The organism is Pseudomonas sp. TWI923 (assembly GCF_039673365.1).
GTDB lineage: Bacteria > Pseudomonadota > Gammaproteobacteria > Pseudomonadales > Pseudomonadaceae > Aquipseudomonas > Aquipseudomonas sichuanensis.
Genome location: NZ_JBDJLM010000099.1, coordinates 1 through 16255, shown reverse-complemented (window position 1 = coordinate 16255; position 16255 = coordinate 1). Strand labels below are relative to the sequence as shown.

Annotated in this window: 15 protein-coding genes; 5 read left to right on the top strand and 10 right to left on the bottom strand. The window is 64.3% G+C overall.

Translation table 11 applies throughout. From position 1 onward, the window contains the following. Positions 1 to 112: 112 nt before the first annotated feature. From ABE459_RS23805 to ABE459_RS23790, 4 genes are all read right to left on the bottom strand, one after another. Complete coding sequence (locus ABE459_RS23805) at positions 113 to 2059, bottom strand: methyl-accepting chemotaxis protein (protein ID WP_323830384.1); 1947 nt, start codon at positions 2057 to 2059, stop codon at positions 113 to 115. A 223-nt stretch (positions 2060 to 2282) separates the two neighbouring features. Further along, the gene (gene cueR / locus ABE459_RS23800) at positions 2283 to 2681 is read right to left on the bottom strand and encodes a Cu(I)-responsive transcriptional regulator (RefSeq protein ID WP_125860516.1); all 399 of its coding nucleotides are present in this window, start codon (positions 2679 to 2681) and stop codon (positions 2283 to 2285) included. Beyond that, positions 2678 to 5077 carry a heavy metal translocating P-type ATPase gene (locus tag ABE459_RS23795; protein ID WP_323830383.1) on the bottom strand — a complete coding sequence of 800 codons (2400 nt, stop codon included), beginning with the start codon at positions 5075 to 5077 and terminating at the stop codon, positions 2678 to 2680. The genes cueR and ABE459_RS23795 overlap by 4 nt, the downstream gene beginning before the upstream one ends. 54 nt (positions 5078 to 5131) lie before the next feature. Continuing rightward, positions 5132 to 5518 (bottom strand): hypothetical protein, encoded by a 387-nt coding sequence (locus ABE459_RS23790; protein WP_125465659.1) that lies wholly within the window; start codon positions 5516 to 5518, stop codon positions 5132 to 5134. Between the two features lie 146 nt (positions 5519 to 5664). Here ABE459_RS23790 and ABE459_RS23785 point away from each other — a divergent pair, with 146 nt between their 5' ends. Together ABE459_RS23785 and ABE459_RS23780 are read left to right on the top strand one after the other, a co-directional pair. Continuing rightward, positions 5665 to 5862, top strand: a complete 198-nt coding sequence (locus ABE459_RS23785; RefSeq protein WP_323830382.1) for a cation transporter — start codon at positions 5665 to 5667, stop codon at positions 5860 to 5862. Between the two features lie 108 nt (positions 5863 to 5970). Then, positions 5971 to 7152 carry a multidrug effflux MFS transporter gene (locus tag ABE459_RS23780; protein WP_323830381.1) on the top strand — a complete coding sequence of 394 codons (1182 nt, stop codon included), beginning with the start codon at positions 5971 to 5973 and terminating at the stop codon, positions 7150 to 7152. Here the strand turns inward: ABE459_RS23780 and ABE459_RS23775 are convergent. Further along, the gene (locus ABE459_RS23775; RefSeq protein ID WP_125465656.1) at positions 7103 to 7300 is read right to left on the bottom strand and encodes a hypothetical protein; all 198 of its coding nucleotides are present in this window, start codon (positions 7298 to 7300) and stop codon (positions 7103 to 7105) included. The genes ABE459_RS23780 and ABE459_RS23775 overlap by 50 nt on opposite strands. A 510-nt stretch (positions 7301 to 7810) precedes the next feature. Between ABE459_RS23775 and ABE459_RS23770 the strand changes: the two genes are divergently transcribed. Then, complete coding sequence (locus tag ABE459_RS23770) at positions 7811 to 8521, top strand: helix-turn-helix transcriptional regulator (RefSeq protein ID WP_323830380.1); 711 nt, start codon at positions 7811 to 7813, stop codon at positions 8519 to 8521. Here ABE459_RS23770 and ABE459_RS23765 read toward each other — a convergent pair. The 5 genes from ABE459_RS23765 to ABE459_RS23745 form a co-directional block, all read right to left on the bottom strand. Then, positions 8518 to 9468 carry an adenosine deaminase gene (locus ABE459_RS23765; RefSeq protein WP_323830379.1) on the bottom strand — a complete coding sequence of 317 codons (951 nt, stop codon included), beginning with the start codon at positions 9466 to 9468 and terminating at the stop codon, positions 8518 to 8520. The two genes, ABE459_RS23770 and ABE459_RS23765, sit on opposite strands and share 4 nt — an antisense overlap. An 88-nt stretch (positions 9469 to 9556) precedes the next feature. Beyond that, a complete protein-coding gene (locus tag ABE459_RS23760) occupies positions 9557 to 10243 on the bottom strand; it encodes an SDR family oxidoreductase (RefSeq protein WP_125860504.1) in 687 nt (228 codons plus the stop codon). Positions 10244 to 10681: 438 nt separating this feature from the next. Beyond that, complete coding sequence (locus ABE459_RS23755) at positions 10682 to 11266, bottom strand: YigZ family protein (RefSeq protein WP_323830378.1); 585 nt, start codon at positions 11264 to 11266, stop codon at positions 10682 to 10684. Between the two features lie 9 nt (positions 11267 to 11275). After that, positions 11276 to 11938, bottom strand: a complete 663-nt coding sequence (locus ABE459_RS23750; protein WP_125465651.1) for a TetR/AcrR family transcriptional regulator — start codon at positions 11936 to 11938, stop codon at positions 11276 to 11278. 85 nt (positions 11939 to 12023) lie between these two features. Further along, entirely contained in the window at positions 12024 to 12941 is a 918-nt protein-coding gene (locus ABE459_RS23745; protein WP_110992892.1) for a LysR family transcriptional regulator, read from the bottom strand. Positions 12942 to 13059: 118 nt separating this feature from the next. Between ABE459_RS23745 and ABE459_RS23740 the strand changes: the two genes are divergently transcribed. Both ABE459_RS23740 and ABE459_RS23735 read left to right on the top strand, forming a co-directional pair. Continuing rightward, complete coding sequence (locus ABE459_RS23740) at positions 13060 to 14406, top strand: aspartate aminotransferase family protein (protein WP_323830377.1); 1347 nt, start codon at positions 13060 to 13062, stop codon at positions 14404 to 14406. Between the two features lie 71 nt (positions 14407 to 14477). Further along, entirely contained in the window at positions 14478 to 15971 is a 1494-nt protein-coding gene (locus ABE459_RS23735; protein WP_323830376.1) for a CoA-acylating methylmalonate-semialdehyde dehydrogenase, read from the top strand. Positions 15972 to 16255 lie beyond the last annotated feature (284 nt).

Here is a 16255-nt window from a genome sequence, read left to right as displayed (position 1 = left end):
CAGCGGCCCCAGGATCCATGGTTCCCACAAGATTGCCGGGGCTGCTGCGCAGCCCTTTCGCGACACAAGGCCGCTCCTACAACAAAGCGGTTCCTCCCAGGTTCGGGCTTGCTCAGGTGCGGAAGCGTCGCACCAGTGCATCCAGCTCGTTGGACAGCCCGGCCAGGCTCTCGGAGTCCTGTCGCGCGGCCTGGGCCAGCTCGGCCACCAACTGCGCATCGCCATGAATCTGGCTGATGTGCCGGTTGATGTCCTCGGCCACCTGGTGCTGCTCTTCGGCGGCAGTGGCGATCTGGGTGTTCATGTCGCGGATCACATCCACCGACTCGCGGATCTGGCCGAAGCTGTCGCGGGCCAGGCCGATGCGGCTGACCGACTGCTGCGACACCTCGATGCTGGCGTGCATCTGTTCGGCCACTTCGGCGGTGCGGCTGGCCAGGTTGCCCAGCAGGCCGTCGATTTCGGCGGTGGAATCGGCGGTGCGCTTGGCCAGGGCGCGGACTTCGTCGGCGACCACGGCAAAACCACGGCCCTGCTCGCCGGCGCGGGCAGCTTCGATGGCGGCGTTGAGCGCCAGCAGGTTGGTCTGCTCGGCGATCGAGCGGATGGTGCCGAGGATCGACTGGATGGCGTTGCTGTCGCGTTCCAGCTGCTGGATCGACTGCGCCGACTGCTCGATTTCACGGCTCAGGCGGTCGACGCTCTGCACCGCGGCGTCGATCTGCTGCTGGCCGTCACGGGCCTGCTGCTGGCCGCTGTCGGCGGACTGCGCGGCCTGGCTGCACGAACGCGCTACTTCGTTGGCGGTGGCGACCATCTCGTGGAAGGCGGTCGAGACCATGTCCACCGCTTCGCGCTGGCGCCCGGCGGCTTCGCTCATGTCGGCGGAGACCCGGGTCGAGCTGCTGGAGGTGCTGAGGATCTGGCTGGCCGCCGTGCCGATGTGCTGGATCAGGCTGCGAATGGCGCCGAGGAACTGGTTGAACCAGCTGGCCAGCTGCGCGGTTTCGTCGCGGCCGCGGATTTCCAGGTTGCGGGTCAGGTCGCCTTCGCCCTGAGCGATGTCTTCCAGGCCATGGGTGACGCTGTTGATCGGGCGCACGATGAGCTTGGCGAAGGCCGCGCCGACCACCGCGAACACGGCGGCGAGGATCAGCGCCACGGCGCCGATCAGCCAGGTCAAGCGGGTGGTGGTCTGCATCACTTCGCTTTCGTGGATCAGGCCGATGAAGGTCCAGCCCAGTTGTTCGTCAGGGTAGACGTTGGCCATGAAGCGCTCGCCGTTGATCTCGACCTCGACCAGGCCTTTGCCGGCCTTGGCCAGCTCGGCGTAGCCATCGCCAAAGCTGGAAAGCTGTTTGAAGTTGTGGCTGGCATCGCGGGGATCGACCATCACGTTGCCGTTGTTTTCCATCAGGATCAGGTAGCCGCTTTCGCCCAGTTTGATCTGCTTGACGATCTCGGTCAGGCCCTTGAGCGACACGTCGATGTTGACCACACCGCCCGGGTTGCCCAGCTGGTTGGCCACGGCGCGCACAGTGCTGACCAGTACGGCGTCGTCACCGGCCCAATAGTAAGGCGCGGTACGCAGGGTCTTGCCAGGGTTGGCCATGGCGGCCTGGTACCAGGGGCGGGTGCGCGGGTCGTAGTTGGCCATTTTCGGATCGCCGGGCCAGAACGCATAGCCGCCGTCCTTCAGTCCGTAGGACACATAGGCGTAGTCCGGGTGGCTCTGGGCCAGGCGGCTGAACAGGTCGAACAGGACTTTGTCCTGTTCGCCGGGGGCAATGTTGGCGGCATCGGCGCTGATGTGCTTTTTCACGTTGTCGGCGCTGGTGGCCACCAACGGCTGCGCGGCGAGGTAGTCGACGTTCTGGGTGATGCCCTGGAAGAACAGGTTCATGGCGTTGCCGACCTGACGGATTTCCCGGCTGCTGTTGTCGAGGAAATCGTCACGGGCTTCACCGCGCAGGTTGACCACTACCAGGGTGGCGACGATGACGATGGGCAGGCCGGCAATGACGGCGAACGCCCAGGTCAGTTTTTGCTTGATGTTCATCCACGCTCCCAGATTATTTTTTTCGATACACGAGGCAGGTACTCAGGGCATCGGCAGCGTCTGGGTTTCTTGAAGGGAAATGCCCGTATTTATTGGATTAAACGGGTGTTTGAGGGGGATTCGGTCGGCGCAAGGCTAATATGGCATACCAAGCGCGGCAATCGAGTCGGGCGAAGGCGTGGGAGCGGCGCATCGCCGCTCCCACTGTTATGCCGGGCTGGGTTCAGTGGCAGCAACCATTGGCCAGGTCCTTGAGGATCGGGCAATCCGGGCGGTCGTCGCCCTGGCAGTGGGCGATCAGCTCACCGAGGGTATCGCGCAGGTTGACCAGCTCTTCGATACGCCGGTTGAGCGCATCGATGTGCTGGGTGGCCAGCGCTTTCACGTCGGCGCTGGCCCGTTGGCGGTCCTGCCACAGGGTCAACAGTTTTGCCACTTCTTCCAGCGAGAAGCCCAGGTCACGCGAGCGCTTGATGAACGCCAGGCTGTGCAGGTCTTGCGGGCCGTAGAGGCGGTAGCCGCTGTCGCTGCGCCTGGCCGGGCGCAGCAGGCCGATGGATTCGTAGTAGCGGATCATCTTGGCGCTGAGCCCGCTGTGGCGGGCGGCCTGGCCGATGTTCATGGCGCCTCCTGGTCGGTGCCGGTGGGTTTCCAGGTTTTCAGCCACAGGGCATTGCTCACCACGCTGACGCTGGACAGGGCCATGGCGGCGCCGGCCAGCACCGGATTGAGGTAGCCGAAGGCTGCCAGGGGGATGCCGACCAGGTTGTAGATGAAGGCCCAGAACAGGTTCTGACGGATCTTCGCGTAGGTCTTGCGGCTGATCTCCAGTGCGGCGGGCACCAGGCGTGGGTCGCCGCGCATCAGGGTGATGCCGGCGGCCTGCATGGCCACGTCGGTACCACCGCCCATGGCGATGCCGATGTCGGCGGCGGCCAGGGCGGGGGCGTCGTTGATGCCGTCGCCGACCATGGCCACCACGCCATCCTGCTTGAGTTTGGCAACCGTGGCGGCCTTGTCGGCCGGCAACACTTCGGCATGCACATCGTCGATGCCCAGGGCGTCGGCGACGACCTTGGCGCTGCCACGGTTGTCGCCGGTCAGCAGGTGGCTGCTGATGCCACGGGCGTGCAGGGCGTCGATGGCCGGGGCCGCGCCGGGCTTCAGGCTGTCGCCGAAGGCGAACAGGCCCAGCACGCGGGGTTGGCTGCCCCGTTCGATCAACCAGGACAGGGTGCGGCCCTCGGCCTCCCAGGCCTGGGCATTGGCCGCCAGCCCAGCGGGCTGCAGCTGGCTTTCGTCGAGCAGGCGGCGGTTGCCCAGCGCCAGGTCGCGGCCGCCCACCTGGCCGGCGATACCGCGGCCGGTCAGGGACTGGCTGTCATTTACCTGCGGTACATCCAAGCCTTGCTCGGCGCAGGCGTCGAGTACCGCTTTGGCCAGTGGGTGTTCGCTGCCGCGTTGCAAGGCCCCGGCCAGGCGCAGCAGCTCACCCTGGTCGCCACTGACCGCCTGGCTGTGGACGATGCGCGGGCTGCCGGAGGTCAGGGTGCCGGTCTTGTCGAATACCACGCGGTTGACCGCATGGGCGCGCTCCAGCGCTTCGGCGTCCTTGATCAGGATGCCGTGGCGGGCGGCGACACCGGTACCGGCCATGATCGCGGCGGGCGTGGCCAGGCCGAGGGCGCAGGGGCAGGCGATTACCAGCACGGCAACGGCGTTGATCAGCGCGGTTTCCAGCGGCGCGCCGGCCAGCCACCAGCCCACCAGGGTGAGCAGCGCCAGCACCAGCACGGCGGGGACGAACACCTGGCTGACCCGGTCGACCAGTTTCTGGATCGGTGCCTTGGCTGCCTGGGCAGCCTCGACCAGGCGGATGATGCGCGCCAGCACGGTTTCGGTACCCAGTGCGCGGGTCTGCACCAGCAGCCGGCCCTCGCCGTTGATGGCGCCGCCGGTGACGGCATCGCCGGGTTGCTTGGGGACGGGCAGGCTTTCGCCGCTGATCAGCGCTTCGTCGGCATGACTGCTGCCTTCGAGCACTTCGCCGTCGACCGGGAAGCGCTCGCCAGGTTTGACCAGCACCAGGTCGCCCAGGCGCAGCTGGCTGATTGCCACGTCTTCTTCATGGCCATCGACCACCCGCACCGCCCGCTCCGGGCGCAGGGCTTCGAGGGCGCGGATGGCGCTGGCTGTCTGGCGCTTGGCGCGGCTTTCCAGGTATTTGCCGAGCAGTACCAGGGCAATCACCACCGCCGAGGCTTCGAAATACAGGTGCGGCTCCATGCCGGCATGGGCATTGGCCCATTGGTACAGGCTCAGGCCGTAACCGGCGCTGGTGCCCAGGGCGACCAGCAGGTCCATGTTGCCGGCCCCGGCGCGCACAGCCTTCCAGGCGGCGACGTAGAAGCGTGCACCGAGGATGAACTGCACTGGTGTGGCCAGCAGGAACTGCGCCCAGGCCGGCAGCATCCAGTGCAGGCCGAACGGCTGCACCAGCATCGGCAGCACCAATGGCAGCGCCAGCAGCAGGGCGGCACCGACGGCCAGGCGTTCGTTGCGCAAGCGGCGTTGCGCCAGGGCCAGGTCATCGTGCGCGGTGCGCGGCAGGGTGGCGCTGTAGCCGGCTTGCTCGACCGCCGCGATCAGCGCGGCGTCATCGACGGCCTGCAGCACTTCGAGGTGGGCGCGCTCGCTGGCCAGGTTGACACTGATCTGCTCGACCCCCGGCACTTTGCCGAGGGCGCGCTCGACACGGCCGGCGCAACTGGCGCAGGTCATGCCGCCGATCTGCAGTTCGAGGGTGCGGGTGGGCACGCTGTAGCCCGCCTCGCGCACAGCGTCGACCAGCGCCGGCAGGCTGTCGGCCGGGGCCTGGACCCGGGCCTGTTCGGTGGCGAGGTTGACGCTGACCTGTTCTGCGCCAGTGACCTTGCGCAGGGCGCGCTCGACCCGACCTGCGCAGCTGGCGCAGGTCATGCCGGCAATCGGCAGGTCGAAGGTGGTGGATGCGGGCATGGCTCTTTCCTCCGTGGACAAGCCAGCAGCATCAACCTTGCCATGCTGGCAAGGTCAATAGCCCAGGCTGGCTCGCTTGAGCACCAGGCCATTGTGCCCCATGGCAATGCGGTATTTGTTGATCTGGCCCGCCTGCAAGGTCAGGCGCGTGCTGCGTTGGTCCTCGATGCCGGGGGCGCAACCGGGGCTCTGCCCAGGTAGCAGGCGCAGGCGCACATCGATCGGGCCGGCGGGCAGGTTGAAGGAGGTCGACTGCTCCTGGAATACCCGGCCGGACAACTGATCGTTGAGGTAGATGCCGATCTCGCAATTGGTGGCCACTTCCAGGCGCTCCCGGGAAATGATCAGCACGCTGTAGTCCGAGTTGCCCTCGGCGCTGGCCGGTGGCACCACGGCCAGCGCACCGAGCAATCCGGCGAGGGTCAATGCGGTCCTGATCATGAAGAATCTCCTGCTTGGCAAAATCGTCAGAGGCGAAGCTTGGCCGAGCGGGGCGCGGATTTCCAGCCCGACCGTTGCAGACGAAACTTGACCTTACCCCGATGGCAACCCTGAGACTGCGCAAAACCCTGAAGGAGGCAACCTCGATGCAAGTGTTCAATGTACAAGGCATGACCTGCGGCCATTGTGTAAAGGGCGTTACTCGGGCGGTGCAGGCGCAGGATGCGGCGGCGCGGGTGGAGGTGGACCTGGCGGCGCGGCAGGTGCGGGTGGAGAGTGCACTGGCTGCCGGGCAGATCATCGCGGCGATCCAAGAAGAAGGTTACCAGGCCGAGGTGGCCTGACGGCTGCCAGGGGGCGTTCGACGCCCCCATTTATTACAAAGGTTTTCAACGTTGGATGATCCACTGCAGGTAGACTAACGCACTTGCTTAGCCTGCTATGGATTCTTCATGAACCTGCGAACCTTGCTGATCCTCGGCGCCCTCAGTGCGTTCGGGCCTTTGGCGATCGACTTCTACCTGCCTGCCTTCCCAGCCATGGCGCACGCTTTTGCTACCGACGAGAAGCACGTGCAGACCACCCTGGCGGCCTACTTCCTCGGTCTCTCGCTGGGCCAGCTGGCCTACGGCCCGGTGGCCGACCGCTTTGGCCGACGCATCCCGCTGTTGTTCGGGGTCGGCCTGTTCACCGTGGCGTCGCTGGCCTGTGCCTACGCGCCGACGCTCGACAGCCTCATCGTGGCGCGCTTCGTCCAGGCGTTGGGTGGCTGCGCCGGGATGGTGCTGTCGCGGGCGATCGTCAGTGACAAGTGCGACCCGGTGGCCTCGGCCAAGGTGTTCTCGCAATTGATGCTGGTGATGGGACTGGCGCCGATCCTGGCGCCGATGCTCGGTGGCGTGCTGGTGAACGTGGCCGGCTGGCAATCGATCTTCCTCGCCTTGAGCCTGTTCAGCGGCGTGTGCCTGCTGGCCGTCGGCCTGGGCTTGCCGGAAAGCCTGCCGACGCATGTACCGCGCCAGCCGTTGTCTGGTGCCTTGCGCCAATACCTGCGGTTACTGGCTGACAGGGCTTTTGTTGGCCATGCGCTGACCGGTGGCATCGCCATTGCCGGGATGTTCGCCTATATCGCCGGTTCGCCGTTCGTTTTCATCAAGCTGTACGGCGTAGCGCCGGAGCACTATGGCTGGCTGTTCGGTAGCAACGCCGCAGGGTTCATCCTCATGGCCCAGGTCAATGCCCGCTTGCTGGCCAAGCGTGGCCCGGCCTTCCTGCTGGCCCGTGCGGTGTGGTTGTACCTGGCGGCTGCCTTGCTACTGCTGGCGGTGGCGGCACTGCACCCGGCCGCACTGTGGCCGTTGCTGGTACCGCTGTTCGTGTGCATCTCCAGCCTGGGATGCATCATTCCCAACGCCTCGGCCTGCGCCATGAGCGGGCAAGGTGCGCGGGCCGGCAGTGCCTCGGCGTTGATGGGTTGCCTGCAGTTCAGCGTCGCCGCCGGTGCGGCGGCGTTGGTTGGCGTGCTACACGACGGCAGCGCGGTGCCCATGGCGCTGGTGATCAGCCTGTGCGGCGCGCTGGTGGTCAGTGTCGCAGTGCTGACCCGACGCTTGCAGGCCAAGCGCTCTGCGTGAGCGGGTGGGGGGCATTGAGCCGCGTTTCCAGCAGGGCGACGAAGGCACGCGCTTCGCTTTCGCTGCGAAAACTCACGACGTGCTGATCAAGCTGGACCTGCCACGGGCAATTGGGGTTTCGGTTCGACGCACAGACGACAATCTTCATCGCGATCCACCTCCAGTGAGCGAGCGCCGATGAAGTTTAGCGCCGCCCAAGGCGCTCGCCATGACCGACATCAGTACTCGGACTGACGGTCATGACGGGCAGGAGCCGGGAAGCTTTCTGGTTTGATGCCAGAAAGTTATGTAGGGCACTGTCGGTATTGTCGGGCGATGCAACTGGGGCGGCTGGCCGTTGCAGGCTTTGGGCGCTGTGGCACGGGGGAAAAGGCCTTGCCAAGTGCCTGCCGCCGAGCGTGACAGCCAGGTGTTCCCCTCTACGGCTGGGCTCCACCAGTGGCAGGGCGCGTGCTTTCACGCGGCTTATACTGCTCCCGGCAGCCAGTGCCAGCCAGAGATACTTCCCCGCCAGAAGGGCGAACCAGCGCTCAGGGATGTGCAGGGGTATCGCACCATTCGCCGATCATTCATCGACACCCTAGTCTGGGCCACCTTGATGAGACCGGCAGGTTCGCTCTGGTTTTTCGGACGAGAACTTTCAGGGAGCTTCAGGTTGATGAACGCAGTCCACAGTATCAGCCAGGCCGCCGGCCTGATGGCAGAACCCAAACGCAGTGCCATGTTATGGGCACTGATCGATGGTACTCCGCGTGCGGCGGACGAGCTGGCGAGCATGACTAGCCTGAGCGTCTCCTCGGCCTGTTCGCACCTGACCCTGCTGGCTGGCGCAGGCTTGCTGCGGCTGGAAATTCGCGGGCGCAAACGCTTCTACCGTCTGGCCAACCCAGAGGTGATAGCGGCAGTGGAGGCGTTGGCCAGCGTGCAGCTTGAGAGCCGTGCGGGAGCTCACGCCGGCACGCCGCGGCAGATACCACTGTCCATGCGCAAGGCGCGCCTGTGCGGCGATCACCTGGGCGGCGAAGTGGTTGCCGAGCTATACCAGCGCCTGCTTGCCGCCGGATGGCTGGAAGGCAGCGAGCAGCAACTGTTCGTGAGCCAGGAAGGCCGGCTACGGCTGCAGGCGATGGGGCTATACATCGATGCGCTGGCACCGGGGCAGCCACGTGATTGTGTGATCTGCCATTGCAGCGAATGGAGCGATCAGGGGCCGCACCTTGGCGGTAGCCTGGGGCAGGCCCTGCTCAAACTGTTCGTGCAGTCGGGCTGGGTGCGTGAACAGGAAGGTAGCCGGGCGGTGCATGTTACCCCGCTCGGCCTTCAGCAGATCAACGGTATCGCAAGCCTTCCTGCCCGGCAGGTGGGTTAGCCTGCCAGGCGGGCGTCCAGGCTGTTCTGCGCCAGGCGGCGAGCCTGGTCCTGGGTCATGCCCAGGTGCTGGTGCAGGGCGTGGAAGTTTTCGGTGACGTAACCACCGAAATAGGCCGGGTCATCGGAGTTGACCGTGACCTTCACACCGCGCTCGAGCATGTCGAGGATGTTGTGCTGGCTCATGTGGTCGAACACGCACAGCTTGGTGTTGGACAGTGGGCAGACGGTCAGCGGGATCTGTTCGTCGATGATGCGCTGCATCAGGCGCTCATCTTCGATGGCGCGCACGCCATGGTCGATGCGCTTGATCTTGAGCAGGTCGAGGGCTTCCCAGATGTACTCGGGCGGGCCTTCCTCGCCGGCATGGGCCACGGCCACGAAGCCTTCGCTGCGGGCGCGGTCGAACACGCGCTGGAACTTGCTCGGCGGGTGGCCTTTCTCCGAACTGTCCAGGCCCACGGCGATGAAGGCGTTGCGGAAGGGCAGGGCCATGTCGAGGGTCTTCTGCGCTTCGTCTTCGCTCAGGTGGCGCAGGAAACTGAGGATCAGGCCGCTGCTGATACCCAGTTGTTGGCGGCCATCCTTGAGCGCCTGGTCGATGCCGTTCAGTACCACTTCGAAGGGGATGCCGCGGTCGGTGTGGGTCTGCGGGTCGAAGAAGGGTTCGGTGTGGATAACGTTCTGCACCTTGCAGCGTTGCAGGTAGGCCCAGGTCAGGTCATAGAAGTCCTGCTCGGTGCGCAGTACGTCGGCGCCCTGGTAATAGAGGTCGAGGAATTCCTGCAGGTTGTTGAAGGCGTAGGCGCTGCGCAGGGTTTCCACATCCGCCCAGGGCAGGGCGATCTTGTTGCGTTCAGCCAGGGCGAACAGCAGTTCGGGCTCCAGCGAACCCTCAAGGTGCATGTGCAGTTCCGCCTTGGGTAGGGCGTTCAGCCAGTCATACATGTGTGCAATCTCGATCAGGTACGGTTGGCCGCCATTCTACAGGGCCCGGCCGGGCAATGCGCCCACCCGGGCCTGTATCGCCCGGGGCTTACCAGATCAGTGCTTCGCCCTTGTAGTTGATGAAGCGCAGGCCGCCGTTGCCGCTTTGGGCCTTGATCTGCTCAAGCATGCCACGGGTGCTGGTGAGCACGTCGATCTCGGCGTTCTCGCCGCCCATGTCGGTCTTCACCCAGCCTGGGTGCATGGCCAGCACGCACAGGTCGGGGCGCTGCAGCTCGACCACGAAGCTGTTGATCATCGAGTTGAGCGCGGCCTTGCTGGCCTTGTACAGGCAGATCTCGCCGCCGTCGGGGATGGTCACGCTGCCCAGGATCGAGCTCATGAACGCCAGCACGCCGGTGCCTTCACGCACTTGGCCGGCCAGGCGCCGGGCGACGCGGATCGGGGCCACGGCGTTGGTCATGAACAGGTCGCCGATCTGCGGTACCTGGACGCTCTCCAGATCCTGCGGCAGCGGGCCCATTACGCCGGCGTTGACGAACACCAGGTCGAAAACTTCGCCGTGCAGGCGTTGCTTGAGGCCATCGAGCTGGGCGGTGTCGTTCATCTCCAGGCGTTCGATACGCACGCCCGCTACCTCGCCGAGGGCGCCGGGCTGCTGTGGATCACGTACGGTTGCGATGATGTTCCAGCCATCTTCGCGCAGGCGTTGTACCAGGCCCAGGCCGAGGCCTCGGGAGGCGCCGATGATCAGGGCGGTCTTGTTCGCGGTCATTGCGATGCTCCTTGATTGGGTGAAACGAGTGGCTGCTCGCCCCATGACAAAGTGTGGGCGCCCTAATACGCGCAGGGCGTGGATGAGGAGCATATCCCAGTACTGCGTTGCAGGCCTGTGCGGCCGATGAGGGCTGTACAAAAAATGAACAGCTCGCTGCGCAGCCGATGGAATCGGGCTTTGGCTGACTGGCTAACGGGTTATCCACAGGCTGCTCCACAGTTATTGTGCGCAAGCAAAGTGCCGCTGAAACGCTGGTTTCAGTGCGTAGCTGTGTTCAAGGTTGGGGATAACTCACCGGGTTTCAGTGACTTGGGTCACCGTCACATGATTGTGATCAAAATATGATCAAAGCTCTGCAAGCCTTGGAGCGCAAAGCCTGGGCAAGAATGCCCCAAGCTTATCCACAGGCGGGCCCACAGTAGTTGTGGGCAACGCTCAGCAGCGTTCCAGCAGGATGCGCCCGCGGCTCAGGTCGGCCAGTTGTTGTTGCAGGGTGTGCTGGTGTATATCGCCCAGTGCGATATGCAGGTCGACGCCATTGGCGGTGAATTGCTCGTCCAGCACCAGGCCGTCTACCTCCGCCAGGCGCAGCTTGACCAGTGCCAGCTCACTGAAGGTACAGCTGCAGGTAAATTCGCTGCGCTGCACCAGCAGTCGTTTGGGCGCTTGCTGCAGGCATTTGTTGGCGCCGCCGCCGTAAGCGCGGGCCAGGCCACCGGTGCCTAGTTGGATACCGCCGTACCAGCGGATCACCAGCACCACCACCTGGTCGCAATCCTGCGCCTCGATGGCGGCGAGGATAGGGCGCCCGGCGGTGCCACCGGGTTCACCGTCGTCACTGCTGCGGTACTGGCCACCGAGCTTCCAGGCCCAGCAGTTGTGGGTGGCCGCCAGGTCGCTGTGGCGTTCGATGAAGGCCATTGCCTCGGCAGGGCTGGCGATCGGGCCGGCCAGGGTGATGAAACGGCTCTTGCGGATTTCCTCGCGGAACTCGCAGAGGTCGAGCAGGGTAGAAGGCATAGGTCCGGGTCAGGCGGGCGTGTTGATGCCGCAGCCTTTGAGAATGATGTGGATAAGATTGTTGCTCGCGTCTTCCATGTCCTGCTTGGTCAGGCGGCTGCGGCCGGTGACCTGGCAGATCTGGGTGGCGAAGTCGGCGTAGTGCTGGGTGCTGCCCCACAGCAGGAAGATCAGGTGCACGGGGTCGACCCGGTCCATTTTGCCGGCCTCCATCCAGGCCTGGAACACCGCGGCGCGGCCACGGAACCATTCACGGTAGTCGGCGCTGAAGTATTCGGTGAGGCACTCGCCGCCGCTGATCACTTCCATGGCGAAGATCCGCGAGGCCTGCGGGTTGCGCCGGGAGAACTCCATCTTGGTGCGGATGTACTGGCTCAGCGCTTCGCCGGGGTCGTCGTCGACGCTCAAGGCGTTGAAGGTGCTGTCCCACAGTTCGATGATGTTGCTCAGCACCGCGATGTACAGGCCCAGCTTGTTGGTGAAGTAGTAGTGCAGGTTGGCCTTGGGCAGCCCGGCCTTGAGCGCGATGGTGTTCATGCTCGTGCCCTTGTAGCCGTGGCGGGCGAATTCGTCTTCGGCGGCCTGGATGATGGCCTGCTCGTTCTTCTGGCGGATGCGGCCGGCGGGCTTGCCCGAGGCGGGGGAGCGATGCGCAGGGACTTCTAGGGTCATGGACGATTCCGGACGGGTCGTTACGAATGTTCGACAGATTACCTGCCTGTGCCGAAGTGACAAGCATTTGCGGCCTGGATAAGTATCAACGTGTCGCAGCCAGGCTCTCGAGGAAGCTTTCCAGTACCAGGTTGGGACGTCGGCCTTTGCGCGTAACCCAGCTCAGGCCCAGGTCATAGAAGCGTTGCGCGGGCTTGAGCGCGCGCAGGCGGCCTTGCTGCACCCAGAAGCTGGCGTAGTGGTCGGGCAGGTAACCGATATAGCGCCCGGTGAGGATCAGGAAGGCCATGCCTTCGCGGTCCGAGGCACTGGCGGTGCAGTGCAGCGCCTGGTAGTGCGCCTGGATGTCAGCGGGTAGGCGGAAGGTCGGGGCGATGGCGTCCTGGCTGTTGAGGCGCTCGTCGTCGATCTGCTGGTCATCGGCGTAGAACAGCGGGTGGCCGACGGCGCAGTAGAGCAGCGAGCGCTCGCTGTACAGCGGTTGGTACTCCAGGCCCGACAGCGGGCTGGTCTGCGGCACCACGCCGACGTGCAGGCTGCCGTCGAGCACGCCTTGTTCGACCTGGCTGGGGGCGATCATGCGGATCTGGATGCGCACGTCGGGGCCGCGGTCCTTCAGTTCGGCCAGGGCGTGGGTGATGCGCATGTGCGGCAAGGTCACCAGGTTGTCGGTGAGGCCGATGTTCAGCTCGCCGCGCAAATGCTGGTGCAGGCCATTGACCTCGGTGCGGAACGATTCCAGGGCGCTGAGCAACTGCAAGGCCGAGTGGTACACCTCACGGCCCTCTTCGGTGAGCGAGAAACCGGCGCGCCCGCGTTGGCAGAGGCGCAGGCCCAGACGCTGCTCGAGGTCGTTCATCTGCTGGCTGATCGCCGAGCGGCCGATACCCAGCACGTTCTCTGCCGCGGAGAAACCGCCGCATTCCACCACGCTGCGGTAGATCTTCAGCAAACGAATATCGAAATCACTGACTTGTGCGAGGGGATCGGGGCGTCGGCTCATATGTTTAGTTATCTGCTGACTGAAGATTAGAAATGTTGGGTTTTCCGGACTTTATCCCCGTGCGAATTTAGCTGCAACAACATCCATCGTTGCCTAATCGTCTTCCGAGGAACCGCCGATGAACATGCCCGAAACCGCCCATTCCGGCCTGGCCAGCCAGCTCAAGCTGGATGCCCACTGGATGCCCTACACCGCCAACCGTAACTTCCACCGCGACCCGCGGCTGATCGTGGCGGCAGAAGGCAACTACCTGGTCGATGACAAGGGCCGCAAGATCTTCGACGCTTTGTCGGGGCTGTGGACCTGCGGCGCCGGGCATACCCGCAAGGAAATCAGCGAAGCGGTGGCCCGCCAGGTGGCGACGCTCGACTACTCCCCGGCCTTCCAGTTCGGCCACCCGCTGTCGTTCCAGCTGGCCGAAAAAATTGCCAACCTGGTGCCTGGTGACCTGAACCACGTGTTCTACACCAACTCCGGCTCCGAATGCGCCGATACCGCGCTGAAGATGGTCCGTGCCTACTGGCGCCTGAAAGGCCAGGCCACCAAGACCAAGATCATCGGCCGTGCCCGTGGCTACCACGGTGTGAACATCGCTGGCACCAGCCTGGGCGGCGTCAACGGCAACCGCAAGATGTTCGGCCAGCTGCTGGACGTCGACCACCTGCCTCATACCGTGCTGCCGGCCAACGCCTTCAGCAAGGGCATGCCGGAGGAGGGCGGTATCGCCCTGGCCGACGAAATGCTCAAGCTGATCGAACTGCACGATGCCTCGAACATCGCCGCAGTGATCGTCGAGCCACTGGCCGGTTCCGCAGGCGTGCTGCCACCGCCGAAGGGTTACCTGAAGCGTCTGCGTGAGATCTGCACGCAGCACAACATCCTGCTGATCTTCGACGAAGTCATCACCGGCTTCGGCCGCATGGGCGCCATGACCGGTGCCGAGGCCTTCGGCGTGACCCCGGACCTGATGTGCATCGCCAAGCAGGTCACCAACGGCGCCATCCCGATGGGCGCAGTGATCGCCACTGGTGAGATCTACCAGACCTTCATGAACCAGCCGACCCCTGAGTACGCGGTGGAATTCCCCCACGGCTACACCTACTCGGCGCACCCGGTCGCCTGCGCCGCCGGTATCGCCGCGCTGGACCTGCTGCAGAAAGAGAACCTGGTGCAGTCCGCCGCCGAACTGGCGCCGCACTTCGAGAAGCTGCTGCATGGCGTGAAGGGCACCAAGAACATCGTAGATATCCGCAACTACGGCCTGGCCGGCGCGATCCAGATTGCCGCGCGTGACGGTGATGCCATCGTTCGCCCTTACGAGGCCGCGATGAAGCTGTGGCAAGCCGGCTTCTATGTGCGCTTCGGCGGCGACACCCTGCAGTTCGGGCCAACCTTCAATACCCAGCCGCAGGAGCTGGACCGCCTGTTCGACGCGGTAGGCGAAACCCTCAACAAAATCGACTGATCTTTCTGATTCTGATGCCAGGCGCGTGAACGACACGGGCCTGGCACTACCTTCTTTATCTGGAGTTCTGCATGAGCATTGTTCAGCACCTGATCCACGGCGAGCTGGTCACCAAGGGCGAGCGCACCGCCGATGTCTTCAACCCGTCTACCGGCCAGGCCGTGCGCAAGGTCGAACTGGCCAGCCGTGCCACTGTCCAGGAAGCCATCGATTCGGCCAAGGCTGCCTTCCCGGCCTGGCGCAACACCCCGCCAGCCAAGCGCGCCCAGGTGATGTTCCGTTTCAAGCAGCTGCTTGAGCAGAACGAAGCGAAGATCTCGCAGATGATCAGCGAGGAGCACGGCAAGACGCTGGAAGACGCTGCCGGCGAACTGAAGCGCGGTATCGAGAACGTCGAGTTCGCCTGCGCTGCGCCAGAAGTACTGAAGGGTGAGTACAGCCGCAACGTTGGCCCGAACATCGATGCGTGGTCCGACTTCCAGCCGCTGGGCGTGGTGGCTGGCATCACCCCATTCAACTTCCCGGCCATGGTGCCGCTGTGGATGTACCCACTGGCCATTGCCTGCGGCAACGCATTCATCCTCAAGCCGTCCGAGCGCGACCCGAGCTCTACCCTCTATATTGCCCAGCTGTTGCTGGAAGCCGGCCTGCCCAAGGGCATCCTCAATGTGGTGCATGGCGACAAGGAAGCGGTCGATGCGCTGATCGAGGCGCCGGAGGTGAAAGCCCTGAGCTTCGTCGGTTCGACCCCGATTGCCGAGTACATCTATGCCGAGGGCACCAAGCGCGGCAAGCGCGTCCAGGCCTTGGGCGGAGCGAAGAACCACGCCGTGCTGATGCCGGATGCTGACCTCGACAACGCGGTGAGCGCGTTGATGGGGGCTGCCTATGGTTCTTGCGGCGAGCGCTGCATGGCCATTTCGGTGGCCGTGTGTGTGGGTGACCAGGTGGCCGATGCCCTGATTGCCAAGCTCGAGCCACAGATCAAGGCGCTGAAGATCGGTGCCGGCACGTCCTGTGGCCTGGACATGGGGCCGCTGGTGACTGCCGCAGCGCGTGACAAGGTGCTGGGTTACATTGACGACGGCCTCGCCGCTGGTGCCCGGCTGGTGGTCGATGGCCGTGGCTTGCGTGTGGCGGGTAACGAAGATGGCTATTTCGTCGGTGGCACCCTGTTCGACAAGGTCACCCCCGAGATGCGCATCTATAAGGAAGAGATCTTCGGGCCGGTACTGTGCGTGGTGCGGGTGAACAGCCTGGAGCAGGCCATGCAGTTGATCAACGATCATGAGTATGGCAACGGGACCTGTATCTTCACCCGTGACGGTGAAGCGGCGCGGCTGTTCTGCGACGAGATCGAAGTGGGCATGGTCGGGGTCAACGTGCCGCTGCCGGTGCCGGTGGCGTATCACAGCTTCGGTGGCTGGAAGCGTTCGCTGTTCGGTGACCTGCATGCCTATGGGCCAGACGGTGTGCGTTTCTATACCCGTCGCAAGGCTATCACCCAGCGCTGGCCGCAGCGCGCCAGCCACGAGGCGTCGCAGTTCGCGTTCCCTAGCCTGTAAGCGCGGTTGCTATATAAAAGCGGGGAGGCCGACAGGCCTCCCCGCTTTGTTTTCAGGCAAATGAAGCTTTCTTGAAATTAAGGGTTGACCGGGTTTCAGATCCCCTTATAATGCGCCCCACTTCCAGCGACAACGGAACGCAAAACTCCTTGAAATTCAATGAGTTAAGCGAGTCGAAAGCTCCGGAAGCGTTTCGGTCTCACGATCGGCAGCGGTGAAAAAGGTGGTTGACAGCAGGTTGTAACGCTGTATGATTCGCCTCCCGCTACGAGAGATCGCAGCGA